This is a genomic window from Streptomyces sp. NPDC002018, assembly GCF_042890865.1.
Taxonomy (GTDB): Bacteria; Actinomycetota; Actinomycetes; order Streptomycetales; family Streptomycetaceae; genus Streptomyces.
In genome coordinates this window covers 166146-190159 of the sequence record NZ_JBIASO010000009.1, presented here as the reverse complement: position 1 = coordinate 190159, position 24014 = coordinate 166146, and the positions used below count along the sequence as shown (strand labels likewise).

The following is a 24014-nucleotide window of genomic DNA, read 5'->3' as shown; positions in this document are numbered from 1 at the left end:
GCGTAAGGCCCGCTCCCCCTGAAGGGAGCGGGCCTTACCGACATTCCTACTGGCTACCGGCGGCTACCCGCCGGACAGGAGACCGGAGCGTCAGCTCTGGCCGCCCGCCAGCTTCTCGCGCAGGGCGGCCAGGGCCTCGTCCGACGCCAGGGCGCCGGAGTTGTCCGCGGACTCCGAGGAGTACGAGCCACCCGAGGCGGCCGGCGCACTGCCACCACCGGCGGGAGCGGCAGCACCCTCGGCAGCGGCGGCCTCGTCGGCCTCGCGGGACTTGATGACCTGGGCCTGGTGCTGCTCGAAGCGCTGCTGCGCCTCGGCGTACTGGCCCTCCCACGCCTCGCGCTGGGTCTCGAAGCCCTCGAGCCAGTCGTTGGTCTCGGGGTCGAAGCCCTCGGGGTAGATGTAGTTGCCCTGGTCGTCGTAGGACGCGGCCATGCCGTAGAGCGTCGGGTCGAACTCGACCGAGGCCGGGTCGCTGCCGAAGGACTCGTTGGCCTGCTTCAGCGAGAGGCTGATGCGGCGGCGCTCCAGGTCGATGTCGATGACCTTGACGAAGATCTCGTCGTTGACCTGGACGACCTGCTCCGGGATCTCCACGTGGCGCTCGGCCAGCTCGGAGATGTGCACCAGACCCTCGATGCCCTCGTCGACGCGGACGAACGCACCGAACGGAACGAGCTTGGTGACCTTGCCGGGGACGACCTGGCCGATCTGGTGGGTCCGGGCGAACTGCTGCCACGGGTCTTCCTGCGTCGCCTTGAGCGAGAGGGAGACACGCTCGCGGTCCATGTCCACGTCGAGAACCTCGACGGTGACTTCCTGACCGACCTCGACGACCTCGGAGGGGTGGTCGATGTGCTTCCAGGACAGCTCGGAGACGTGCACCAGACCGTCGACCCCGCCGAGGTCCACGAACGCACCGAAGTTGACGATCGAGGAGACGACGCCGGAGCGGACCTGGCCCTTCTGCAACGTCGTGAGGAAGGTCTGACGGACCTCGCTCTGGGTCTGCTCCAGCCAGGCACGGCGGGACAGGACCACGTTGTTGCGGTTCTTGTCCAGCTCGATGATCTTGGCTTCGAGCTCCTTGCCCACGTAGGGCTGGAGGTCGCGGACACGGCGCATCTCGACGAGGGAGGCCGGCAGGAAGCCACGGAGGCCGATGTCGAGGATGAGACCACCCTTGACCACCTCGATGACCGTACCGGTGACGATGCCGTCCTCTTCCTTGATCTTCTCGATCGTGCCCCAGGCGCGCTCGTACTGCGCGCGCTTCTTGGACAGGATGAGACGGCCTTCCTTGTCCTCCTTCTGGAGAACCAGGGCCTCGATCTCATCGCCCACGGCGACGACCTCGTTGGGGTCGACGTCGTGCTTGATCGAAAGTTCGCGGGAGGGAATGACGCCTTCGGTCTTGTAACCGATGTCGAGCAGGACCTCGTCCCGGTCGACCTTCACGATGACGCCGTCGACGATGTCGCCGTCGTTGAAGTACTTGATCGTCTCGTCGATCGCGGCGAGGAAGGCTTCCTCGTTACCGATGTCGTTGACCGCAACCTGCGGGGTGGTGGCGGTGGTCTCGGTGCTGCTCGTCATGTGGGAAAGGGCTCCGGTACGGACATTGAGTCGTAGGTAATGCCACGCCGGGAACCCGTATCGCCCCTGTACAAGCCGGACAGCCAAGGAAGCGCCGCCCCCGGATTCGGGGAAAGCGCCTCGACAACCGAGGAGACTTTCATACAGATGCGAGCGCGGCTGCTACGTCTGAGGCGCGCAGGCCCGCAGCGCAACCTTTAGCATACGGGGGCAGCCGGGCACGGTCAATGCGCGAAGGCGCACACCCGGGGCGGAACCTCACATTCCCGGCACAACTCACGTTTGATGAGGCCAGAACACCCGTGCGACGCTGCCCCTCACCGCCACTGCCAGCACACTACGACGACGGACACGATGATCCAAGAGCACGAGCCGGAAGCGACGCGGGAACCCCAGGCGACCCGCCGCGACAGCGGCTCCACGGAGAGCAGCCGGGCCAACCGCGGCTGGTGGGACCGGAACGCGGACGAGTACCAGACCGAGCACGGCACCTTCCTCGGTGACGACCGCTTCGTCTGGGGTCCGGAGGGCCTCGACGAGGTGGAGGCCGGCCTGCTGGGCCCGCCGGAGTCGCTGCGGGGCCGGGACGTCCTGGAGATCGGCGCGGGCGCGGCCCAGTGTTCGCGCTGGCTGGCGGCGCAGGGCGCGCGCCCGGTGGCGCTGGACCTGTCGCACCGCCAGCTCCAGCACGCGCTGCGTATCGCGGACGGCCGCTCCCTGACGTTCCCGCTGGTGGAGGCGGACGCGGGCGCGCTCCCCTTCCGTGACGGCTCCTTCGACCTGGCCTGCTCCGCCTACGGCGCGGTGCCCTTCGTCGCCGATCCGGTGCGGGTGTTCCGTGAGGTACGGCGGGTCCTGCGGCCGGGCGGGCGCTGGGTCTTCTCCGTCACGCACCCGGTCCGCTGGGCGTTCCCCGACGAGCCGGGGCCCGAGGGCCTGTCGGTCTCCGCGTCGTACTTCGACCGCACGCCCTACGTCGAGCAGGACGAGCGGGGGCAGGCGGTCTATGTCGAGCACCACCGCACGGTCGGCGACCGGGTGCGGGACGTGGTGGCGGGCGGCTTCCGGCTGGTCGATCTGGTGGAGCCGGAGTGGCCGGAGTGGAACACCCAGGAGTGGGGCGGCTGGTCGCCGCTGCGGGGGAGTCTGATCCCGGGGACGGCGATCTTCGTCTGCGAACGGGACTGAGGCGCGGGACGATCCGTACGACACTGGGCGGGTGATCCGCGACGACATCCTCGGCAGCCTGCCCGTCCGTACCGCCGTCCCCTCGCTGGAGAGGGCCCTCGACGAGCACGGCTGCGCGGTGCTGTGCGCACCTCCGGGGACGGGCAAGACGACGCTGGTGCCCCTGGCGCTGGCCGGGCTGCTCGGGGGCGCGCGGCTCGGGGACGGGCTGCTCGGGGGCGGGCCCGCGGGTCCCGTTCCGGGTGACGCTCCCGTACGGCGGGTGATCGTCGCGGAGCCTCGGCGGATCGCGGCGCGCGCGGCGGCCCGCCGGATGGCCTGGCTGCTCGGGGAGCGGACCGGGGAGCGCGTGGGATTCACCGTGCGCGGGGAGCGTGTGGTGGGGCGCGCCACGGTGGTGGAAGTGGTGACCACCGGGGTGCTGCTCCAGCGTCTCCAGCGGGACCCGGAGCTGGCCGGGGTGGATGTGGTGATCCTCGACGAGTGCCATGAACGTCATCTCGACGCGGACACGGTGGCGGCGTTCCTGCTGGACGTACGGGCCACGCTCCGGCCCGAACTGCGGCTGGTGGCGGCCTCGGCGACGACGGACGCGGCCGGGTGGGCCCGGCTGCTGGGCGACGCGCCGCTGGTGACGGCGCGGGACGTCGCGTATCCGGTGGAGGTGGTGTGGGCGCCGCCGGGGTCGCCGGTACGGCCGCCGCACGGGATGCGGGTCGATCCGGCGCTGCTGACGCATGTGGCGTCGGTGGTGCGGCGGGCGCTGGCCGAACGGGACGGCGATCTGCTCTGTTTCCTGCCGGGGGTGGGGGAGATCGGCCGGGTGGCGGGGCAGTTGGGGGATGTCGACGCCGAGGTGCTCCAGGTGCACGGGCGGGCACCGGCGGCGGTACAGGACGCGGTCCTGGCCGGTTCCGGTGGCGCCGGCGGTTCCGCGGGCGCCACCGGTCCGGCGGGCGCCGCCGCTTCGGTGGGCGCTGCGGGCGCTGCGGATGCGCGTCCCTTGGGCCGCCGCCGGGTCGTCCTGGCCACGGCCGTCGCCGAGTCGAGCCTGACGGTGCCCGGGGTACGGATCGTCGTGGACGCGGGGCTGGCCCGCGAGCCCCGTACCGACCACGCGCGGGGGCTGGGCGCGCTCACCACCGTACGGGTGTCCCAGGCGGGCGCCGCGCAGCGGGCCGGACGGGCCGGACGCGAGGCGCCCGGGACGGTCTACCGCTGCTGGACGGAGGCCGAGGACACCCGTCTCACCCGCTTCCCCTCCCCCGAGATCAAGGTGGCGGATCTGACGGCCTTCGCGCTCCAGGCGGCGTGCTGGGGCGATCCCTCGGCGGACGGTCTCGCGTTGCTGGACCCGCCCCCGGCCGGGGCGATGGCCGCCGCGCGGTCCGTGCTCACCGCGATCGGCGCGGTGGACGAGGCCGGGCGCGCCACCGACCGGGGCGTACGGATGTCCCGTCTCGGGCTGCATCCCCGGCTGGCCCGCGCGCTGCTGGACGGCGCGGCCGAGGTGGGCGCGCGGCGTGCCGCCGAGGTGGTGGCGCTGCTGAGCGAGGAGCCGCCCCGGGAGTACGGGGACGATCTGACGGCGGCGTGGCGCACGGCCCGCCGGGGCGGGGACGGATACGCGACGCGCTGGCGCCAGGAGGTGCGCCGGCTGGCAGCGGCGGCGGAGACCGGGCGGCCCGACGCCCAGCGGGACCCCGACGCCCAGCCGGCCCCCGACACGCGCCGGAACCCGCCGTCGGCGCCGGCCGGGGATGGTTCCGGGTTCGACGACGCCGTCGCCGGGCTGGTCACCGCGTTCGCCTTTCCCGAGCGGGTGGCGCGGGCGCGTGGGGAGGGCGCGTTCCTCATGGTCTCCGGGACCGGCGCCGAGCCGGGGCAGGGATCCGGGCTGCGCGGCGCGCGGTGGCTGGCGGTGGCGGTCGCGGACCGGCCCGCGCACTCCGCGTCCGCGCGGGTCCGGCTCGCCGCCGTCATCGACGAGGACACCGCGCGGGCCGCCGCCGGGCATCTGCGGGTGGCGGGCGAGGAGGTGCGCTGGGAGGACGGCGAGGTGGTGGCCCGGCGGGTCGAACGGCTCGGGGCCGTGGATCTGGCCGTACGGCCGCTGAAGCGGCCCGACCCCGCTCTGGTACGGGGCGCTCTGCTGGACGGCCTCGGTCGCCATGGGCTCGGACTGCTGCGCTGGACCAGGGACGCGCGGGGGCTGCGGGAGCGGCTGGCCTTTCTGCACCGGGAGGTCGGCGGCCCCTGGCCCGATGTCTCGGACGCCGCGCTCCTGTCCCGTACGGACGACTGGCTGGAGCCCGAGCTGTCCCGTGCCCGGCGCCGCTCCGATCTGGAGCGGATCGACGCCGGCCAGGCGCTGCGGCGGCTGATGCCCTGGGCGACCGGTGACGCGGCGCGGCTGGACGAACTGGCTCCGGAACGGCTCGAAGTGCCCAGCGGATCACGGATACGGGTGGAGTACGGCGGGCCGCAGCCCGTACTGGCCGTGAAGCTCCAGGAGTTGTTCGGCCTGGCCGAGACCCCGAGGGTCGCGGGTGTGCCGGTGCTGGTCCATCTGCTCTCCCCGGCGGGCCGGCCCGCGGCGGTCACGGCGGACCTGGCGTCCTTCTGGCGTGACGGCTACCGCTCGGTGCGGGCGGAACTCCGGGGCCGCTACCCCCGCCACCCCTGGCCGGAGGACCCCACGGCGGCGGTGGCGACGCGCCGTACGAACAACCGGCGCTGAGGGCGCGGCGCCCGTCCCCCGCCGCGCCGCCCTCCGCCCGGGACCCCGGGCCCACCGCCCGCCGTTCATGCCGCCGCCCTCCGTCCGGGCGGACGGAGGGCGGCGGGTGAGAGGGAACGCGGGGCGGCGGCCCCGGTGTCAGGCGACCGTGAGGGTGATGACGAGTGTCACGCCGTTCTCGGTCTGGAGGCGGAGCAGGAACGTGCCCGTGGTGTCGTCCGCGTAGATCTTCGGGAGCTGGAGGACACCGTCGGCGTCGGTCGTCAGGTCCTTCAGACCGCGCAGCGGCTCACCGGCCGCGTCCTTGAAGTAGGGACCGGCGGTGGGGGTGGTGGCGTCCTCGGCCGAGGTGATCATGGCGGCGGTCACCCCGACACCCCCCACGGCGATGCCTCCGGACGTGGCCTTGACCTCGACCGTGTCGGCGAACTCCGTGCCGGGCGCGGCCGTCAGCGCCTGCTCGGTGGTCCTGACGAGGGCGTCCGTCAGCCGGGCCGTGACACTGGCGGTGTACTCGGCGGCCGCGACACCCGGGACGGCGACCGTGGCCCGGACCGTGAACTCACCGGTCCGCTCGCCCGCCTGGAGCGCCGGGGCGGTGGCCGTGCCGTCCGCGCCGGTGGTGACGGTCACCGTGGAGGCGCCGCCGCCGAAGCGGGCGTCGGTGGTGCCGGTGATCTCGAACCGGACGGGCACCTCGGCGACGGGCTTGCCCGCCGCGTCCCGCGCCCGTACCCCCACGCGTTCGGTGAACGCGCCGCCGGCCACGGCGGTGAGCGGGCCCGTGACCGTCTTCTCCAGCTCGTCGACGACGGGCTTCGGGGGCGGGGTGGTCGGGTCCCCGTCGCCCGGCTTGGGCGGCTTCGGGGTGGCGGGGGGCACGGACGGCGGGGTCGACGGGCCGGAGCCCGGCTTCGAAGGACCCGGGCTGGGGCTCGGCTTCGGCCCCGGCGTCGTGCTGGGGCCGGGGCTCGGGCTCGGCGAGGAGCCGGGGGCGGCGGGACCGGTGCCGACGGGCAGCACACCGGTGCCGTCCGGGACCTCGTGCGTACCGTTCTTGTAGTACTCGAACCAGGTCAGGACCGTGTTCAGATACTCCTGCGAGTGGTTGTAGCCCAGGATCGCCTCACGCAGATCGGCGTCGACCGAGAGATCGCGGTTCCCGGCGCACAGATACTGCCCGGCGGCCAGCGCCGCGTCGTAGATGTTGTTGGGGTCCTTGCGTCCGTCGCCGTTGGCGTCCCGGCCCCAGGTGGCCCAGGTGGACGGGATGAACTGCATCGGGCCGACCGCGCGGTCGTGCGTCGTGTCGCCGTCGTACGCGCCGTTGTCGGTGTCGCTGATATTGGCGAAGCCCACACCGTTGAGGACCGGGCCGAGGATCGGGGAGGTCGTCGTGCCCCCGGCGTCGACCCGGCCGCCGCGTGCCTGGCCCGACTCCACCTTGCCGATGGCGGCGAGCAGTTGCCACGGCAGGTTGCAGCCGGGCCTGCTCTCCGCGAGGGCCTGCTCCGCCTGCCGGTACGCGGCCAGCACCGTGGCCGGAATGCCCGCTTCCGCCGGACCCGTGGCCGGCAGATCTATCGACGCGGCCGGTTTGTCCGGTGTGGTCAGCGGCGGAAGCTCCGTGTAGTACGGGGAGTTGCCGCTGACCGGGGTGCCGGGGGGCGGGGTCGCGTCGGCCGCCTGGGCGTTACCGCCGGTGTCCGCGTTCGTGGGGATCGCGCCGGGTGCCTGGGAAGCGGAGAGAGCGGCGATCGCCGCCGCGGCCACCGCCGTGGTAGTGGCTCCTCTGCGCAGTCGTCGGCCGAATAGCGCTGCCATACGTCTGGTCCCTCCCGGTGGACGGCTGTTCGCGCTCCCCGCGCGTGGACTCAGGCGACACTACGTCAACTCCAGGCCCCAGCACACCGGTGCGTGACCGGTATTCACCAGTTCGCCACCTCCGGGTCCCCAAGTGCCCCGGGACCCCTACGAAGGATCCTCTCCGGCCGCCCCCTTGGCCAGGCGTCCGGCCGCACTCGGGAAAGTCCGGCGCGGTCAGGGCCGGAAAGACCGGTGCCGTGAGGGCCGGAAAGTACCGGTGCGGTCCCGGGCCGGGCAGGACCGGTGCGGTCCCGGGCCGCCCGGAAGGCGCACCCCGGGACCGCGGCCGTACGGTCAGTGCGCGGCCGACTCCCAGTCCGGGCCGACACCCACGGAGACATCCAGGGGCGCGCGCAGCTCGACCGCGCCGGGCATCTCGCGGCGCAGCAGCTCCTCCACGCGCTCCCGCTCGCCCGGGGCGATCTCCAGCACGATTTCGTCATGGACCTGGAGCAGCATCCGGGACTGGAGGGCGGCTTCCGTCAGCGCCCGGTCGACCTTGAGCATGGCGACCTTGACGATGTCCGCCGCGGTGCCCTGGATGGGGGCGTTGAGCGCCATCCGCTCGGCCATCTCACGGCGCTGGCGGTTGTCGCTGTTGAGGTCGGGCAGATAGCGGCGGCGGCCGAGCATCGTCTCCGTGTATCCCGTGGCCCTGGCCTCCACGACCGCGCGGTGCAGATAGTCCCGTACGCCTCCGAAGCGCTCGAAGAACGTGTCCATCAGCCCGCGTGCCTCGGCCGCCTCGATGCCGAGCTGCTGGGAGAGGCCGAACGCCGAGAGCCCGTAGGCCAGTCCGTAGGACATCGCCTTGATCTTGCGGCGCATCTCGGGGTCGACGGCGGACTTCTCCACGCCGAACACCTGGGAGGCGACGGTGGTGTGGAGGTCCTCGCCGGAGGTGAAGGCCTCGATCAGCCCGGCGTCCTCGGAGAGATGGGCCATGACCCGCAGCTCGATCTGGCTGTAGTCGGCCGTCATCAGCGACTCGTATCCCTCGCCGACGACGAAGCCGCGGCGGATGGCCCGGCCCTCGTCGGTGCGGACCGGGATGTTCTGGAGGTTGGGGTCGGTGGAGGAGAGCCGGCCGGTCGCCGCCACCGTCTGGTTGAAGGTGGTGTGGATACGGCCGTCCGCCGCGATCGCCTTGATCAGGCCTTCGACCGTGACCCGCAGCTTCGCCTGCTCGCGGTGGCGCAGCATGATCACCGGCAGCTCGTGCTCGGTCTGGGCGGCGAGCCAGGCCAGCGCGTCGGCGTCCGTGGTGTAGCCGGTCTTGGTCTTCTTCGTCCTGGGCAGGCCCAGCTCACCGAAGAGGACTTCCTGGAGCTGTTTGGGCGAGCCGAGGTTGAACTCATGGCCGACCGCGGCGTGCGCCTCCTTCACGGCCTGCTGCACCGCGCCCGCGAACTGCTGCTCCATGGACTCCAGATGCGCCCGGTCGGCGGCGATGCCATGCCGCTCCATCCGGGCCAGCAGCGCGGAGGTGGGCAGCTCCACCGCGTCGAGCAGTTCGGTCGCGCCGACCTCGCCGAGCCGCCGGCCGAACGCCTCGCCCAGGTCCAGAACGGCACGGGCCTGGGTCATCAGCGCGTCGGCCTCGGCCTGCTCGTCGTCGGCGCCGAAGGCGAGCTGCCCGTCCGCGGCGGCCGGGGCCAGCTCACGGCCCAGATACTCGATGGCGAGGGCGTCCAGCGCGAAGGAGCGGCGGCCCGGCTTGACCAGATAGGCGGCCAGGGCGGTGTCCATGGTGACACCGTCGACCCGCCAGCCGTGCTCGGGCGCGACCCGCATCGCGCCCTTCGCGTTGTGCATGATCTTGGGCGCTCCCGCGTCGCCGAGCCACCGCGCGAAGGCCTGCTCGTCGGCCTCGTCCAGCTCGGACGGCTCGAACCAGGCCGCCGTCCCGTCGGCCGCGGCGAGCGCGATCTCCGCGACGCTTCCCACGCCCAGGGCCCAGGTGTCGACCGTGGCGATCCCGAGCGGCCGCCCGCCGTGCTCGGCCAGCCAGGGCGCCAGCTCGCCCGAGCCCAGCACCGTGCCGTCCACCTCGACGCCGGCGGCGGGCGCCGGGGCCTCGTGCTCGGCGGCGCCCGGGTCCACCGCGAGCAGCCGCTCCCGCAGACTGGGGTTGCGGATCTCCAGCACATCGAGCACGCGCTTGACCGCCGCGCGGTCGTACGGCGCGCGCTCCAGCTCCTGGGGGCCCTTCGGCAGTCCGACGTCGCGCACCATCTCGGTGAGCCGGCGGTTGAGCCTGACCGACTCCAGATGGTCGCGGAAATTCTGCCCGGCCTTGCCCTTGACCTCGTCGGCGCGCGCGGCCAGCTCGTCGAAGGAACCGAACTGGTTGATCCACTTCGCGGCCGTCTTCTCGCCGACGCCCGGGATGCCGGGCAGATTGTCCGACGGGTCGCCGCGCAGGGCCGCGAAGTCCGGATACTGGGCGGGGGTGAGCCCGTACTTCTCCTGGACCTTCTCCGGGGTGAAGCGGGTCAGTTCGGAGACGCCCTTGGTCGGGTACAGCACCGTCGTGTGCTCGCTGATGAGCTGGAACGAGTCCCGGTCGCCGGTGACGATCAGCACCTCGAAGCCCGCGGCCTCGGCCTGGGTGGCGAGCGTCGCGATGACGTCGTCCGCCTCGAAGCCGTCGATCGCGAAGCGGTCCGCGCTCATGGCGTCCAGCAACTCCCCGATCAGCTCGACCTGGCCCTTGAACTCGTCGGGCGTCTTCGATCGGTTCGCCTTGTACTCCGGGAACTCCTCGGCACGCCAGGTCTTGCGGGAGACGTCGAAGGCGACGGCGAAATGCGTGGGCGCCTCGTCCCGCAGGGTGTTGGCCAGCATCGAGGCGAAGCCGTAGATCGCGTTGGTCGGCTGCCCCGTCGCGGTGGTGAAATTCTCCGCGGGCAGCGCGAAGAACGCCCGGTACGCCAGGGAGTGCCCGTCCATGAGGAGCAGGCGAGGACGGTTGCCCGCGGTCTCGTCCGCCGTCTTGTCCGCGGTGGTGCCCGCGCTCTTCTTCGATGCTGTCTCAGCCACGCACCCGATCCTGCCACGTCGCACTGACAACGCCGCCCCGCAATGAGCCCGATACGGGCCGGACGTACCGTTGCCACAGAGACGTGGGAGAATTGAATACTGTAGACAGTCGACACTCAGGGCTCAAGGAGAGCGTGATGGCCAGCAAGCCGCCAGTGGGTGATCCCGCACAGGACTCACCTCGGGTAACGGCCCCCAAACATGCCGCGGCGGGGATCCCCGCCGTCGCGCACTCGCTCCTCATCTCACACCAGCAGATGGGCTTGCGAAGGACCGCGCAGACGCTTCTCAAGGTCAACCAGAAGAACGGTTTCGACTGCCCCGGCTGCGCCTGGCCCGAGGGCGATCACCGGCACACGGCCGAGTTCTGCGAGAACGGCGCGAAGGCCGTAGCGGAGGAGGCCACGGTACGCCGGGTCACCCCCGGCTTCTTCGAGACGCATCCCCTGTCCGACCTCGCCGCCCGCAGCGGCTACTGGCTGGGCCAGCAGGGCCGGATCACCCAGCCGATGCTGCTGGACTCCGCCGAGGACCCGGACCACTACAGACCGGTGAGCTGGGAACGGGCCTTCGCGATCATCGCGGAGGAGCTGACCGCGCTCGGCTCCCCCGACGAGGCGCTCTTCTACACCTCGGGCCGCACCAGCAACGAGGCGGCCTTCCTGCTCCAGCTCTTCGCCCGCGAGTTCGGCACCAACAACCTGCCCGACTGCTCCAACATGTGCCACGAGTCCTCCGGCTCGGCGCTCGTGGAGACCATCGGCATCGGCAAGGGCAGCGTCTCCCTGGAAGACCTGCACCAGGCGGACCTGATCATCGTGGCGGGCCAGAACCCGGGCACCAACCACCCCCGGATGCTCTCCGCGCTGGAGAAGGCCAAGGCGTCGGGCGCGAAGATCATCTCCGTCAATCCGCTGCCCGAGGCCGGCCTGGAGCGGTTCAAGAACCCGCAGACCCCCCAGGGCATGGTCAAGGGCGCCGCGCTCACCGACCTCTTCCTCCAGATCAGGATCGGCGGCGACCAGGCGCTCTTCCGGCTGCTGAACAAGCTGGTCCTGGACACACCCGGCGCGGTCGACGAGGACTTCGTCCGCGAACACACCCACGGGTACGAGGAGTTCCGGGCCGCCGCCGACGCCGCCGACTGGGACGAGACCCTGACCGCCACCGGGCTGGAGCGCGCCGAGATCGAGGAGGCGCTCGCCCTGGTGCTCGCCTCGAAGCGCACCATCGTCTGCTGGGCGATGGGCCTGACCCAGCACAAGCACTCCGTGCCGACCATCCGCGAAGTCGTCAACTTCCTCCTGCTGCGCGGCAACATCGGCCGCCCCGGCGCGGGCGTCTGCCCCGTGCGCGGGCACTCCAACGTGCAGGGCGACCGCACGATGGGCATCTTCGAACGGCCCGCGGACGACTTCCTCGACGCCCTGGACCGCGAGTTCGGCATCACCTCGCCGCGCCATCACGGCTATGACGTCGTCCGGTCCATCGAGGCACTGCGCGACGGGAAGGCCTCGGTCTTCTTCGCGATGGGCGGCAACTTCGTCGCCGCGACCCCGGACACCGACGTCACCGAGGCCGCGATCCGCCGCGCCCGGCTGACCGTGCACGTGTCCACCAAGCTCAACCGCTCGCACGTGGTGACCGGCGCCCGCGCGCTGATCCTGCCCACCCTGGGCCGTACCGACAAGGACATCCAGGCGGGCGTCCGGCAGATCGTCACCGTCGAGGACTCCATGGGCATGGTGCACGCCTCCCGGGGCAACCTCCCGCCCGCGAGCCCCCATCTGCTCTCCGAGCCCGCCATCGTCGCGCGAATGGCGCGCGCCACCCTCGGTCCCGCGTCCCTCACCCCGTGGGAGGACTTCGAGAAGGACTACGGGCACATCCGTGACCGGATCGCCCGGGTGATCCCCGGCTTCGAGGACTTCAACGCGCGGGTCGCCCGTCCCGGCGGCTTCGCGCTCCCGCACGCCCCGCGCGACGAGCGCCGCTTCCCGACCGCCACCGGCAAGGCCAACTTCACGGCGGCCCCCGTGGAGTACCCGAAGCTCCCCGAAGGCCGGCTGCTGCTCCAGACCATGCGCTCGCACGACCAGTACAACACCACCATCTACGGCCTGGACGACCGCTACCGCGGCATCAAGGGCGGCCGCAGGATCGTGCTGGTCAACCCCGAGGACGCGGCGGCGCTCGGGCTCGACGACGGCTCGTACACCGATCTGGTGAGCGAGTGGAGGGACGGCGTGGAACGGCGCGCGCCGGGCTTCCGGGTGGTCCACTACCCGACCGCGCGCGGCTGCGCCGCCGCCTACTACCCGGAGACCAATGTGCTGGTGCCGCTGGGCTCCACGGCCGACACGAGCAACACCCCGGCGAGCAAGTCCGTGATCGTACGGTTCGAGCGGACGGGCTGAGACCGGCCGGGGCCCGGCAGCGGACGCCGGCGGCCCGGCGGCGGACGCCGGCGGCCCGGCGGCGGACGCCGGCGGCCCGGCGGCGGACGGCCCGGCAGCGGCCGTCCGCCGCCGGGCCGTCCCGCGCCCCTCCCCGCCGCGCCTCCCCGGGCCCCTTCTCGCCGCCTCTTCTGGCCGCCTCTTCCCGCCTCCGTACCCGCCCCGGGCCCGCGTCCCCGCGCGCCCTCCTGTGATGCCCGCCCTAAGCGTCCGCTCAGTCATCTGATAAGCAGGACCGTGCACACCGCGCACAGAAACGACCGCAGACGAGCCGATCGGAGCCGGGCCCATGGGTGAGCAGTCCACCGCGAAGCTGCCGCAGGACATCATCGACGAGTACTCCGCACTCGGTGTCGACCTGCCCGCGCTCTTCTCCGCCGGGCATCTCGGCACCCGGATGGGGGTGGAGATCGTCGAGGCGTCCGCCGAACGCGTCGTCGGCACCATGCCCGTCGAGGGCAACACCCAGCCGTACGGACTGCTGCACGGCGGGGCCTCGGCCGTGCTCGCCGAGACCCTCGGTTCGGTCGGCGCGATGCTGCACGGCCGCAGCTCCAGGATCGCCGTGGGGGTGGACCTCAACTGCACGCACCACCGCGGTGTCCGCAGCGGCACCGTCACCGGCGTCGCGACCGCCGTGCATCTCGGGCGCACCACCACGAGCTACGAGATCGTCATCACCGACGAACAGGACAAGCGGGTCTGCACGGCCCGGCTGACCTGTCTCCTGCGCGACGCGGCCCCGGGGATCTGATCCGGTCCCGGGCCCCTGCCCCGGTCCCGCGCCCGCCGGTACGGGAGCCCCCTGCCCGCCGGTACGGGAGCCCCTGGCCCGCCGGTACGGGTCCCCGGCCCGCCGGTACGGGACCACGCGGGACCACGCCTCCGGGGCGGCTTCCGGCCGCCCGCCCCGTACGGGCCCGGAAGCCGGGCGGCGGAGTCGGGCCCGCCCACGGCACGGCCGGTCCAGGTGCGGCGCACCGGCGGACGCCGCCGCGAGCACCGGAAGCGGGCGGTACCGGCCGCCGAGCCGGGCGCGAGAACCGGCCACCCGGGCACCGCGGGTCCCCAACCCGGGCATCGGGCAGCCCGCGTCCGCCGCGTGCCCCGCACCTCGTCACCTTCCGTAGCACCTCTCCCCCACGGTCCTGGGTGGCTCCGCGCCTCCGGGGCCGGCCTCAGGACAGGAACGGCGCCGGCCCGTCGAAGCAGGAAGAGACAGCGCGCCCCCGCCCCGTCCGCGCCGCCCCCCGCACCTCCCGCCGGCCGTCGCCGTACCACCGCGGCCCTCGCCGCTCTCGCCGCTCTCGGCGTCACCGCGCTCCGCTTCCCCGGGCCCACCGCGCCCCGGCCGCCCGCCGCCGCCGCGGCCCCCGCAGGTCATCGACTTCCGCCGCGCGGGGCCCGTCCCCACGCGCCCCGGCGACAGCGTCCTCGGCTTCGGCGCCGCCCTCGTCGCGGAAGGCCGCGGAAGACGGGGCGCCGGTGACCACCGAGGACATCACCCGGCCCCGGGCCGCGCCGCCGGTCACGGCCGGCCCCGCCCCCGCGCTTCACCGTAAAAGCCGGGTCAGCACAGAAAACGATCAATACGGCGCATGTCCGCGATTGCGGGAAAGTCCAGCGGAATGTCAGATTCCCTTTCCTGGATGTAACACTCCGTAATAAGCGCGCAATACAACAGCCGAGTTTCATACTCGGCTCCCAGCCATCCGGCCGATCTCGCCGCCGCCCTCCAACGGGCCTGTTCCAGCGGCAAGCCCTCGTCAGCGGGGGTCCGCGCCGTCCTGCTGGTTCTCAGCATCCGGACTGCCGAACGGTATTAAACCGCCCTTTCCACCCCGTGCGTCCGATCTTTGATTCACTCCCGTCATAACAAGACAGTCACAGCATGCCCTGGACCTCTCCACCATCCCCACCAGCGCGCTTAGAGTCACGGCCAGTCACCGCGCCACCGGATTACCTTCAGTTCGGTTCCAGCGCTCGACCCGGCGTTCCAGCAGGGACCGCCGCGCCAGGGGAAAGGACTGATCGTGCGTCACCGTTCCTTGTTGTTCATCACCACCGCGGTTACCGCAGGTGCCCTCACGCTGTCGGCCTGCGGCTCCCGCGACGACAGCTCCGGAGGCAGCGACGGTGGCGGGACGACCACCGTGGTCATCGGCCTCGACTCGCCGCTCACCGGCGACCTCTCCGCCCTCGGCCAGGGCATCAAGAACTCCGCGGACCTGGCGGTCAAGACCGCCAACAAGAACAAAGAAGTCCCCGGCATCACCTTCAAGCTGGAGGCCCTCGACGACGTCGCGCAGGCCGCCACCGGCCAGCAGAACGCCACCAAGCTCGTCGGCGACCCCCAGGTCATGGGCGTCGTCGGCCCCCTGAACTCCGACGTCGGCCAGTCCATGCAGAAGGTCTTCGCCGACGCCAACGTGGTCCAGGTCTCCCCCGCCAACACCAACCCCGAGCTGACACAGGGCAAGGACTGGCAGACCGGCACCAAGGTCCGCGGCTTCCAGACGTACTTCCGTACCTCGACGACGGACGCCATCCAGGGCCCGTTCGCCGCGCAGTACATGTACAACGAGAAGAAGCTCAAGAAGGTCTACGTCATCGACGACAAGAAGACCTACGGGGCCGGTCTCGCCGCCACCTTCTCCACCGAGTTCGAGAAGCTCGGCGGCCAGGTCGTCGGCACCGACCACATCAACCCCGACGACAAGGACTTCTCCGCCGTCGCGAGCAAGGTCGCCCAGGCCAAGCCCGACTTCGTCTACTACGGCGGTGAGTACCCCGCGGGCGCCCCGCTGGCCAGCCAGATCAAGAACGCCGGCGCCAAGGTCCCGACCATCGGCGGCGACGCGCTCTTCAGCGCCGAGTACATCAAGCTCGCCAAGCAGAACTCCGAAGGCGACTTCGCCAGCTCCGTCGGCGCCCCGCTGGAGACCCTCGACACCGCCAAGAAGTTCATAGCGGACTACGAGGCGGCCGGCTACAAGGACGCCTACGAGGCCTACGGCGGCTACTCCTACGACTCCGCCTGGGCGATCATCCAGGCCGTCAAGGCCGTCGTCGAGAGCAACGACGGCAAGCTCCCCGAGAGCGACGAGGCCCGCAAGCAGATCACCGAGGCCATGCAGGCCGTCTCCTTCGACGGTGTCTCAGGAAAGGTCGGCTTCGACGAGTTCGGTGACACCACCAACAAGCAGCTCTCCCTCTACGAGGTGAAGGGCGGCAAGCACGTCCCCGTCAAGAGCGGCGTGTTCGAAGGCTGACCCGGGCCCCGTCGGCCCCACCTGTACACCGACACCGCGCGGGGGCGCCAAGCGCCCCCGCGCGGCCGTATCTGACCACACCCACTCGGAGGCCCCGCGGTGAACGATCTGCCGCAGCAACTTGCCAACGGCCTGCTACTCGGCGCGCTGTACGGACTCATCGCAATCGGTTACACGATGGTCTATGGCATAGTCCAGCTCATCAACTTCGCCCATGGCGAGATATTCATGATCGGCGGCTTCGGCGCGCTGACCGCCTATCTGTGGCTGCCCGACGGCACCAGCCTGCTGCTCGCGCTCCCCCTTATGATCCTCATGGCCATGGCCTGCTCCGTGCTCGTCGCCATGGGAGCCGAACGCTTCGCCTACCGGCCGCTGCGCAGCGCCCCGCGCCTCGCCCCGCTCATCACCGCGATCGGCCTCTCCATCGCACTCCAGCAAGCCATCTGGGCCTTCTACCCGGACGCCACCAAGTCCCGCCCCTTCCCCGAGTTCGAGGGCGGCAGGCTCGACCTCGGCGCCTTCGCCATCGGCCGCGGCGACCTCTTCCTGCTCATCGCCGCCCCGCTCTGCATGATCGGCCTCGGCTTCTTCGTCTCCAAGACCCGCACCGGCCGGGCCATGCAGGCCACCTCGCAGGACCCCGACACGGCCAAGCTGATGGGCATCAACACCGACCGCATCATCGTCACGGCCTTCGCCATCGGTGCCGCCTTCGCCGCCATCGCGGCCGTCGCACACGGCCTCAAGTACGGCGAAGTCAACTTCAAGATGGGCTTCATCGCCGGCCTCAAGGCCTTCACCGCGGCCGTGCTCGGCGGCATCGGCAACATCTACGGCGCCATGATCGGCGGCCTCGTCCTCGGTCTCGCCGAGGCCATGGCCACCGCGTACATCGAGAACATCCCCGGCATGTCCCAGCTCGGCGGTGGCGCCTGGAAGGACGTGTGGGCCTTCGTCCTCCTCATTCTCGTCCTGCTGCTGAGGCCTCAGGGCCTCCTCGGCCAGCGCGTCGCGGATCGGGCGTGATACCCATGACCACCACCTCGCAGCAGACCGCGCCCGCCACGTCCCAGCAGCCCCCGGCGGTACTCCCCATACCCCCGGCGACCGCACGTGTCGTCGTCGCCGCCGGAGCCCTGCTCACCTTCGCGAGCACCTTCCTCGCCTGGACCTGGACCTCCGAGTTCCCCGGCGACCTCACCGTCACCGGCTACCCCGGCGGCCTCCAGCTCCTCACCCTCACCGGGGCCCTCCTCGTCCTCGTCTTCACCCTCGCGGGCAACGGCGTGCGAGGACTGCGCTGGCTCACCCCCGGCGGCAAGAACAGCCCCGTGCTGCTCCTCGCCCTCGGCACCCTCGCCACCACCTGGTACACGGTCATCGCCATCGCCGTCGAACTCGGCGGACTCGCGAACCTCGAACCCGGCGGCTGGGTCGCGCTCGTCACCTCACTCGTCACCCTCGTCGGCGCCCTCGGGCTTCCCGGCGACGTCCCCGTCGACAGCGCCGACGCGTCCGTATGGAAGCGGTTCGTCCACTCCTTCAAGGCCCCCGTGCCGGACAAGGCCGACCCGCTGCCCTCCTGGGCCGAGATCCTGATCATCGCGGTCTCCTTCGGCCTCGGCCTGTTCGTCTTCACCTACGGCATCGACACCGAGTACGCCGAACTCTTCATCGGGTTCCTGCTCCTCGTCTGTTTCGGCGCCACCGCCGTCTCCCGCGCCGGCCTCAACCGCCGGCTGTCGGCGCTCACCGCCACCCACAAGAACGTCACCGTGACCGCGGCCTTCGTCGCCGCCTTCGCGTTCCCGTTCACCCAGTCCAACGACGCCTACGCCACCATCGGCGCGAACATCCTCATCTTCGCGACCGTGGCACTCGGACTGAACGTCGTCGTCGGCCTCGCCGGACTCCTCGACCTCGGATACGTCGCGTTCCTCGGCGTCGGCGCCTACACCGCCGCGCTCCTGTCCGGGTCACCGTCCTCCACCATCGGCATCCAGCTCCCGTTCTGGGCCGCCGTACTCGCCGGCGCCGCCGCCTCGCTCATCTTCGGCGTCGTCATCGGAGCCCCCACCCTGCGCCTGCACGGGGACTACCTCGCCATCGTCACGCTCGGCTTCGGTGAGATCTTCCGCATCGCCATGCAGAACATGGACGGCTCCTCAGGACCCGACATCACCAACGGGCCCAACGGCATCCCCAACATCCCGGACCTGGAACTCTTCGGCTTCAACCTCGGAGAGCCCCACACGGTCCTCGGAGTCGAACTCGGCAGGTTCTCCAACTACTACCTGCTGATGCTCTTCTTCACGATCATCGTCGTGACCGTGTTCCGCCGCTCCGACCAGTCCCGCATCGGACGCGCCTGGGTCGCCATCCGCGAGGACGAGACCGCCGCACGGGCCATGGGCATCAACGCCTTCCGGCTCAAGCTGCTCGCCTTCGCCCTCGGCGCCACCCTCGCCGGCATGGCCGGCACCGTACAGGCCCACGTGACCTTCACCGTCACCCCCGCCCAGTACAAGTTCGTCGAAGCCGTACCGCCCAACTCTGCCTTCCTGCTGGCCGCCGTCATCCTCGGCGGCATGGGCACCGTCAGCGGACCCCTCATCGGCGCCGCGCTCCTCTACCTCATCCCGGCCAAGCTCCAGTTCATGTCCGACTACCAGCTCCTGCTCTTCGGCATCGCACTCATCCTGCTGATGCGCTTCCGCCCCGAAGGCCTCATCGCCGACCGCAGGAAGCAGCTCGAATTCCACGAAACCGGCCAACTGGACGCGCCCAAGGGCGACGTCGGCCTCAGCAAGGCGGGGGTGTGAACCACATGACCAACGACACCGCCACCACCACCGTGGCCCCCGGGAGCGACACACCGGAACCCGTGCTCCACGCCTCCGGGGTCACCATGCGATTCGGCGGGCTCACCGCCGTACGCGATGTCGAACTCACCGTCAACAGCGGCGAGATCGTCGGTCTCATCGGCCCCAACGGCGCCGGCAAGACCACCTTCTTCAACTGCCTCACCGGGCTGTACGTCCCCACCGAGGGCACCGTCTCCTACAAGGGCGCCGTACTCCCCCACAAGTCCCACCTCGTCACCCAGGCCGGCATCGCCCGCACCTTCCAGAACATCAGGCTCTTCGCCAACATGACCGTTCTGGAGAACGTCCTCGTCGGCCGCCACACCCGCACCAAAGAGGGTCTCTGGTCCGCGCTCCTGCGCGGCCCCGGCTTCAAGCGGGCCGAACGCGAATCCGAAGAGCGCGCCATGGAACTCCTCGAATTCACCGGCCTCGCCGCCAAGCGCGACCACCTCGCCCGCAACCTCCCCTACGGAGAACAGCGCAAGCTCGAGATCGCGCGCGCCCTCGCCAGCGAACCCGGACTGCTGCTCCTCGACGAACCCACCGCGGGCATGAACCCCCAGGAGACCAGGACCACCCAGGACCTCGTCTTCGCCATCCGCGACCAGGGCATCGCCGTCCTCGTCATCGAGCACGACATGCGCTTCATCTTCAACCTGTGCGACCGCGTCGCCGTCCTCGTCCAGGGCGAGAAGCTCGTCGAGGGCACCTCCGAAGTCGTCCAGGGAGACGAACGCGTCGTCGCCGCCTACCTCGGCACGCCCTACGAAGGCGCACCCGGCGCGGACGAAGTCGCCGAAGTGGAGGACGCGGAAGCACAGAGCACGTCCGGCACAGAAGGAGAGAAGCAGTGACCGCACTCCTCGAAGTCGAGGACCTCAAGGTCGCCTACGGCAAGATCGAAGCCGTCAAGGGCATCTCCTTCAGCGTCGAGGCCGGCCAGGTCGTCACACTCATCGGCACGAACGGCGCGGGCAAAACCACCACCCTGCGCACGCTCTCGGGGCTCCTCAAGCCCTCCGCCGGAAAGATCACCTTCGACGGCCGGCCCCTCAACGGGGTCGGAGCCCACAAGATCGTGGCCCTCGGCCTGGCCCACTCCCCCGAAGGACGCCGGATCTTCCCCCGGCTCACCATCGCGGAGAACCTCCAGCTCGGCGCGTTCCTGCGCAAGGACAGCGCCGGGATCGCCGAGGACATCCAGAAGTCCTACGACCTCTTCCCGATCCTCGGGGAACGGAGGAAGCAGGCGGCCGGCACGCTCTCCGGCGGCGAACAGCAGATGCTCGCCATGGGGCGCGCCCTGATGTCACGGCCCAAACTGCTCATGCTCGACGAGCCCTCCATGGGCCTCTCCCCGATCATGATGCAGAAGATCATGGCCACCATCAGCGAACTCAAGTCGCAGGGCACCACCATCCTGCTCGTCGAACAGAACGCGCAGGCGGCGCTCTCCCTCGCGGACGAGGCCCATGTCATGGAGGTCGGCAAGATCGTCCTGTCCGGCAGCGGACAGGTCCTCCTGCACGACGAATCCGTACGCAAGGCCTACCTCGGCGAGGACTGACCCGAGCCGCACGGCCCGCGCGCACCAAGCAGGAGGCCCGCCCCGACGGTTCGGGGCGGGCCTCCGGCGTCTACGAGGGGCGGGGGTCACTACTCCCCTACTCCCCCTTGGACGCCTTCTTCTCCTTGGCGTCCTCGATGACCGCCTCCGCCACCTGCTGCATCGACAGCCGCCGGTCCATCGACGTCTTCTGGATCCACCGGAACGCCGCCGGCTCCGTCAGCCCGTACTGCGTCTGAAGGATCGACTTCGCCCGGTCCACCAGCTTCCGCGTCTCCAGCCGCTGCGTCAGATCCGCGACCTCGCGCTCCAGCGTGCGCAGCTCCGTGAACCGCGACACCGCCATCTCGATCGCCGGCACCACATCGCTCTTGCTGAACGGCTTCACCAGATACGCCATCGCCCCGGCGTCCCGGGCCCGCTCCACCAGATCGCGCTGCGAGAAGGCGGTCAGCATCAGCACCGGCGCGATGGACTCCTCGGCGATCTTCTCCGCCGCGGAGATCCCGTCCAGGACCGGCATCTTCACATCCAGGATCACCAGATCCGGCCGGTGCTCCCGCGCCAGCTCCACCGCCCGCTCACCGTCACCGGCCTCGCCGACGACCGCGTAGCCCTCTTCCTCAAGCATCTCTTTCAGATCGAGACGGATCAGCGCCTCGTCCTCGGCGATGACGACACGCGTCGTCAGCGGCGGAACGTGCGACTTGTCGTCATCGTCGACGGGCTGGGGCGACTCGGGGGCGGTCACGGGGGCTCCTCGTTCAGACAGGATGCTGCTCCCCATGAGCCTACCGAGCTGCGGTAAAGTAGGCCCGAGCGGGGGACCCGCCTCCCTTGCATTCTGAGGCCCCAGTACTCCAACTGGTTAGAGAGGCCGCTCTCAAACAGCGGACAGTGTGGGTTCGAATCCCACCTGGGGCACTTTCCTCAGATTCCCAGGTCGTATGGAATCACATCACACCCCGCATACGCTTGTTCGGGTGATCCTGGGGCATTCCGCGGCCACCGGCCGGTTTCACCGGCGAGGCTGGGCCTCATGTACGACCTCCCCACACGCCGAAGCGCGTTGGCTCTGGCCGGTCAGGGCCACAGTCTCACCGCCGTCAGCAGACGGACCGGCATTTCACGCGCGGCGATCCGCTCCTGGCAGCGCCGTGTCGACCCGCTCCCCCGGATGGCCGCGCAGGCCCACCCCTGCCCGAGGTGCGGCCCCGTGCCGGGCACCCCGGCCGATCCGGCCTCGTACGGCTATCTCCTGGGCCTCTATCTCGGCGACGGCTGTGTGAGCGCGCACCGGGGCGGCGGCCACTACCTGCGGATCGCGTGTGCCGACGCCTGGCCCGGCCTGATCGAAATGTGCCGGACCGCCCTCACCGCCGTCCGGCCGGAGGACCGTGTGTGGGTGCTCCGGAAAGCAGGGTGCGTCATGGTCACCAGCTATGGGCGCCACTGGCCGTGTCTGTTCCCCCAGCACGGGCCGGGCAGGAAGCACGAGCGGCCCATCGTGCTCGAAGCCTGGCAGCGGGAGATCGTGGGCACGTACCCCTGGGAGTTCATACGGGGGCTGATCCATTCGGACGGCTGCCGGATCACCAACTGGACCGAGAAGGTCATCGGCGGCGAGCGCAAGCGGTACGAGTATCCCCGCTACTTCTTCTCCAACGCCTCCGCCGACATCCGGCGGCTCTTCACCGACGCCCTCGACTCCGTCGGCGTCGAGTGGAAGCCCGCCAACCAGAGCCGGACGGTCCAGAACGTCTCCGTCGCCAGGCGCGCGTCCGTCGCCCTGATGGACGCGCGCGTCGGCCCCAAGCACTGAATCCCGGGCACTGAATCCCGGGCAGCAGACCCCCGGCAGTAGATCCCCGGCACTCAATCCCGGGCACCGGACACCGGCTACTTCGGGCTGTCGTCCTCGCCGACGTGGTGGACCCGGACCAGATTGGTCGAGCCGGAGACTCCCGGCGGGGAGCCGGCCGTGATCACGACGATGTCGCCCTTCGCGCAGCGGCCGATCCGGAGGAGCTGCTCATCGACCTGGTCGACCATCGCGTCCGTGGAGTCGACGTGCGGGCCGAGGAAGGCCTCGACCCCCCAGGTGAGATTGAGCTGGGCGCGGGTGGCGGGGTCGGGGGTGAAGGCCAGCAGGGGGATCGGCGAGCGGTAGCGGGAGAGACGGCGCACGGTGTCGCCGGACTGGGTGAAGGCCACCAGGAACTTCGCGCCAAGGAAGTCCCCCATCTCGGCTGCCGCGCGGGCGACCGCGCCGGCCTGGGTGCGGGGCTTGCTGCTCTCGGTGATCGACGGGAGCCCTTTCGCGAGGATGTCCTCCTCGGCCGCCTCGACGATTCGGCTCATCGTCTTGACGGTCTCGATGGGGTACTTCCCGACGCTGGTCTCGCCGGAGAGCATGACGGCGTCGGTCCCGTCGATGACGGCGTTGGCGACATCGGAGGCCTCGGCGCGGGTGGGCCGGGAGCTCTCGATCATCGAGTCGAGCATCTGCGTGGCGACGATGACGGGCTTGGCGTTGCGCTTGGCGAGCTTGACGGCCCGCTTCTGCACGATCGGGACCTGTTCGAGGGGCATTTCGACACCGAGATCGCCGCGGGCGACCATGATGCCGTCGAACGCCGCGACGATGCCGTCGATGTTCTCGACGGCCTGCGGCTTCTCGATCTTGGCGATGACGGGAATCCGGCGGCCCTCCTCGTCCATGACGCGGTGGACGTCGTGGATGTCGGCTCCGCTGCGTACGAAGGAGAGCGCGATGACATCGGCGCCGGTGCGTACCGCCCAGCGGAGGTCGTCGACGTCCTTCTCGGAGAGCGCGGGGACGGAGACGGCGACGCCGGGGAGGTTGAGGCCCTTGTGGTCGGAGACCATGCCTCCCTCGACGACGAGGGTCCGGACATGGGGTCCTTCGACGGAGGTGACTTCGAGGGTGACCTTGCCGTCGTCGACGAGGATGCGCTCCCCGGGGGTGACATCGGCGGGGAGTCCGTCGTAGGTGGTGGCGCAGATGTGCCGGTCGCCTTCGAGGGGTTCGACGGTGATGGTGAATTCATCGCCGCGTTCAAGGAGTACGGGTCCTTCGCGGAAGCGGCCGAGGCGGATCTTCGGACCTTGGAGGTCCGCGAGGATTCCGACGCTGTGGCCGGTCTCGTCGGCGGCTTTCCGTACGCGCTGGTAGCGCTCCTCGTGATCGGCGTAGGTGCCGTGGCTGAGATTGAGGCGGGCGACGTCCATTCCGGCCTCAACCAGTGCTTTGATCTGGTCGTATGAGTCGGTGGCGGGCCCCAGGGTGCAGACGATTTTCGCTCGGCGCATATATCGAGGGTAGGGCTTACCGGCCGGTAGCGAATTGGTCGTGCATGACGACTCAACGGCCTTTATATGAAAGGTTGTTGACAA

Annotated in this window: 15 protein-coding genes and 1 tRNA gene; 11 read left to right on the top strand and 5 right to left on the bottom strand. The window is 70.7% G+C overall.

Features of this window, described 5'->3' with window-relative positions; all coding sequences use genetic code 11:
- Nucleotides 1–90: 90 nt before the first annotated feature.
- On the bottom strand, nt 91–1596 hold the full coding sequence (rpsA, locus tag ACFYYH_RS17320; RefSeq protein WP_093595272.1) for a 30S ribosomal protein S1: 1506 nt from the start codon (nt 1594–1596) through the stop codon (nt 91–93).
- A 354-nt stretch (nt 1597–1950) separates the two neighbouring features.
- On the opposite strand from rpsA, the gene ACFYYH_RS17315 reads away from it, so the two are divergent.
- Together ACFYYH_RS17315 and ACFYYH_RS17310 are read left to right on the top strand one after the other, a co-directional pair.
- Nucleotides 1951–2784, top strand: a complete 834-nt coding sequence (locus tag ACFYYH_RS17315; protein ID WP_388551446.1) for a class I SAM-dependent methyltransferase — start codon at nt 1951–1953, stop codon at nt 2782–2784.
- 31 nt (nt 2785–2815) lie between these two features.
- On the top strand, nt 2816–5524 hold the full coding sequence (locus ACFYYH_RS17310) for an ATP-dependent RNA helicase (RefSeq protein ID WP_388551444.1): 2709 nt from the start codon (nt 2816–2818) through the stop codon (nt 5522–5524).
- Nucleotides 5525–5662: 138 nt separating this feature from the next.
- Here ACFYYH_RS17310 and ACFYYH_RS17305 read toward each other — a convergent pair whose 3' ends face one another.
- The gene (locus tag ACFYYH_RS17305) at nt 5663–7348 is read right to left on the bottom strand and encodes a lytic murein transglycosylase (protein ID WP_388551442.1); all 1686 of its coding nucleotides are present in this window, start codon (nt 7346–7348) and stop codon (nt 5663–5665) included.
- A gap of 336 nt (nt 7349–7684) precedes the next feature.
- Nucleotides 7685–10432, bottom strand: a complete 2748-nt coding sequence (gene polA, locus ACFYYH_RS17300; protein ID WP_388551440.1) for a DNA polymerase I — start codon at nt 10430–10432, stop codon at nt 7685–7687.
- Between the two features lie 137 nt (nt 10433–10569).
- Here polA and ACFYYH_RS17295 point away from each other — a divergent pair, with 137 nt between their 5' ends.
- The 7 genes from ACFYYH_RS17295 (at nt 10570) to ACFYYH_RS17265 (ending at nt 20597) form a co-directional block, all read left to right on the top strand.
- Complete coding sequence (locus ACFYYH_RS17295; RefSeq protein ID WP_388551438.1) at nt 10570–12849, top strand: FdhF/YdeP family oxidoreductase; 2280 nt, start codon at nt 10570–10572, stop codon at nt 12847–12849.
- Between the two features lie 328 nt (nt 12850–13177).
- Nucleotides 13178–13642, top strand: a complete 465-nt coding sequence (locus ACFYYH_RS17290; RefSeq protein WP_388551436.1) for a hotdog fold thioesterase — start codon at nt 13178–13180, stop codon at nt 13640–13642.
- A gap of 1279 nt (nt 13643–14921) precedes the next feature.
- Complete coding sequence (locus tag ACFYYH_RS17285; protein WP_388551434.1) at nt 14922–16160, top strand: branched-chain amino acid ABC transporter substrate-binding protein; 1239 nt, start codon at nt 14922–14924, stop codon at nt 16158–16160.
- A 99-nt stretch (nt 16161–16259) separates the two neighbouring features.
- On the top strand, nt 16260–17189 hold the full coding sequence (locus ACFYYH_RS17280; RefSeq protein WP_388551432.1) for a branched-chain amino acid ABC transporter permease: 930 nt from the start codon (nt 16260–16262) through the stop codon (nt 17187–17189).
- A gap of 5 nt (nt 17190–17194) precedes the next feature.
- Complete coding sequence (locus tag ACFYYH_RS17275; protein ID WP_388551431.1) at nt 17195–18985, top strand: branched-chain amino acid ABC transporter permease; 1791 nt, start codon at nt 17195–17197, stop codon at nt 18983–18985.
- 5 nt (nt 18986–18990) lie between these two features.
- Nucleotides 18991–19884, top strand: a complete 894-nt coding sequence (locus ACFYYH_RS17270; RefSeq protein WP_388551429.1) for an ABC transporter ATP-binding protein — start codon at nt 18991–18993, stop codon at nt 19882–19884.
- Nucleotides 19881–20597: an ABC transporter ATP-binding protein gene (locus ACFYYH_RS17265; protein WP_388551427.1), complete on the top strand. Its 717-nt coding sequence runs from the start codon at nt 19881–19883 to the stop codon at nt 20595–20597. The genes ACFYYH_RS17270 and ACFYYH_RS17265 overlap by 4 nt, the downstream gene beginning before the upstream one ends.
- A 97-nt stretch (nt 20598–20694) precedes the next feature.
- Here the strand turns inward: ACFYYH_RS17265 and ACFYYH_RS17260 are convergent, their stop codons facing one another.
- Nucleotides 20695–21348 carry an ANTAR domain-containing response regulator gene (locus ACFYYH_RS17260; RefSeq protein ID WP_066954595.1) on the bottom strand — a complete coding sequence of 218 codons (654 nt, stop codon included), beginning with the start codon at nt 21346–21348 and terminating at the stop codon, nt 20695–20697.
- A gap of 98 nt (nt 21349–21446) precedes the next feature.
- Between ACFYYH_RS17260 and ACFYYH_RS17255 the strand changes: the two genes are divergently transcribed.
- Both ACFYYH_RS17255 and ACFYYH_RS17250 read left to right on the top strand, forming a co-directional pair.
- A tRNA-Leu gene (locus tag ACFYYH_RS17255) sits at nt 21447–21521 on the top strand.
- A 115-nt stretch (nt 21522–21636) separates the two neighbouring features.
- Complete coding sequence (locus ACFYYH_RS17250) at nt 21637–22419, top strand: transcriptional regulator (protein ID WP_388551425.1); 783 nt, start codon at nt 21637–21639, stop codon at nt 22417–22419.
- Nucleotides 22420–22496: 77 nt separating this feature from the next.
- On the opposite strand, the gene pyk is transcribed toward ACFYYH_RS17250, so the two are convergent.
- Nucleotides 22497–23930: a pyruvate kinase gene (gene pyk / locus ACFYYH_RS17245; protein ID WP_388551423.1), complete on the bottom strand. Its 1434-nt coding sequence runs from the start codon at nt 23928–23930 to the stop codon at nt 22497–22499.
- Between the last annotated feature and the right edge of the window lie 84 nt (nt 23931–24014).

Bases quoted from the DNA above. Each gene is read 5' to 3' on its own strand.
- rpsA (WP_093595272.1), bottom strand. From the start codon at position 1,596: ATGACGAGCAGCACCGAGACCACCGCCACCACCCCGCAGGTTGCGGTC.
- ACFYYH_RS17315 (WP_388551446.1), top strand. From the start codon at position 1,951: ATGATCCAAGAGCACGAGCCGGAAGCGACGCGGGAACCCCAGGCGACC.
- ACFYYH_RS17305 (WP_388551442.1), bottom strand. From the start codon at position 7,348: ATGGCAGCGCTATTCGGCCGACGACTGCGCAGAGGAGCCACTACCACG.
- ACFYYH_RS17295 (WP_388551438.1), top strand. From the start codon at position 10,570: ATGGCCAGCAAGCCGCCAGTGGGTGATCCCGCACAGGACTCACCTCGG.
- ACFYYH_RS17290 (WP_388551436.1), top strand. From the start codon at position 13,178: ATGGGTGAGCAGTCCACCGCGAAGCTGCCGCAGGACATCATCGACGAG.
- ACFYYH_RS17275 (WP_388551431.1), top strand. From the start codon at position 17,195: ATGACCACCACCTCGCAGCAGACCGCGCCCGCCACGTCCCAGCAGCCC.
- ACFYYH_RS17270 (WP_388551429.1), top strand. From the start codon at position 18,991: ATGACCAACGACACCGCCACCACCACCGTGGCCCCCGGGAGCGACACA.
- ACFYYH_RS17250 (WP_388551425.1), top strand. From the start codon at position 21,637: ATGTACGACCTCCCCACACGCCGAAGCGCGTTGGCTCTGGCCGGTCAG.
- pyk (WP_388551423.1), bottom strand. From the start codon at position 23,930: ATGCGCCGAGCGAAAATCGTCTGCACCCTGGGGCCCGCCACCGACTCA.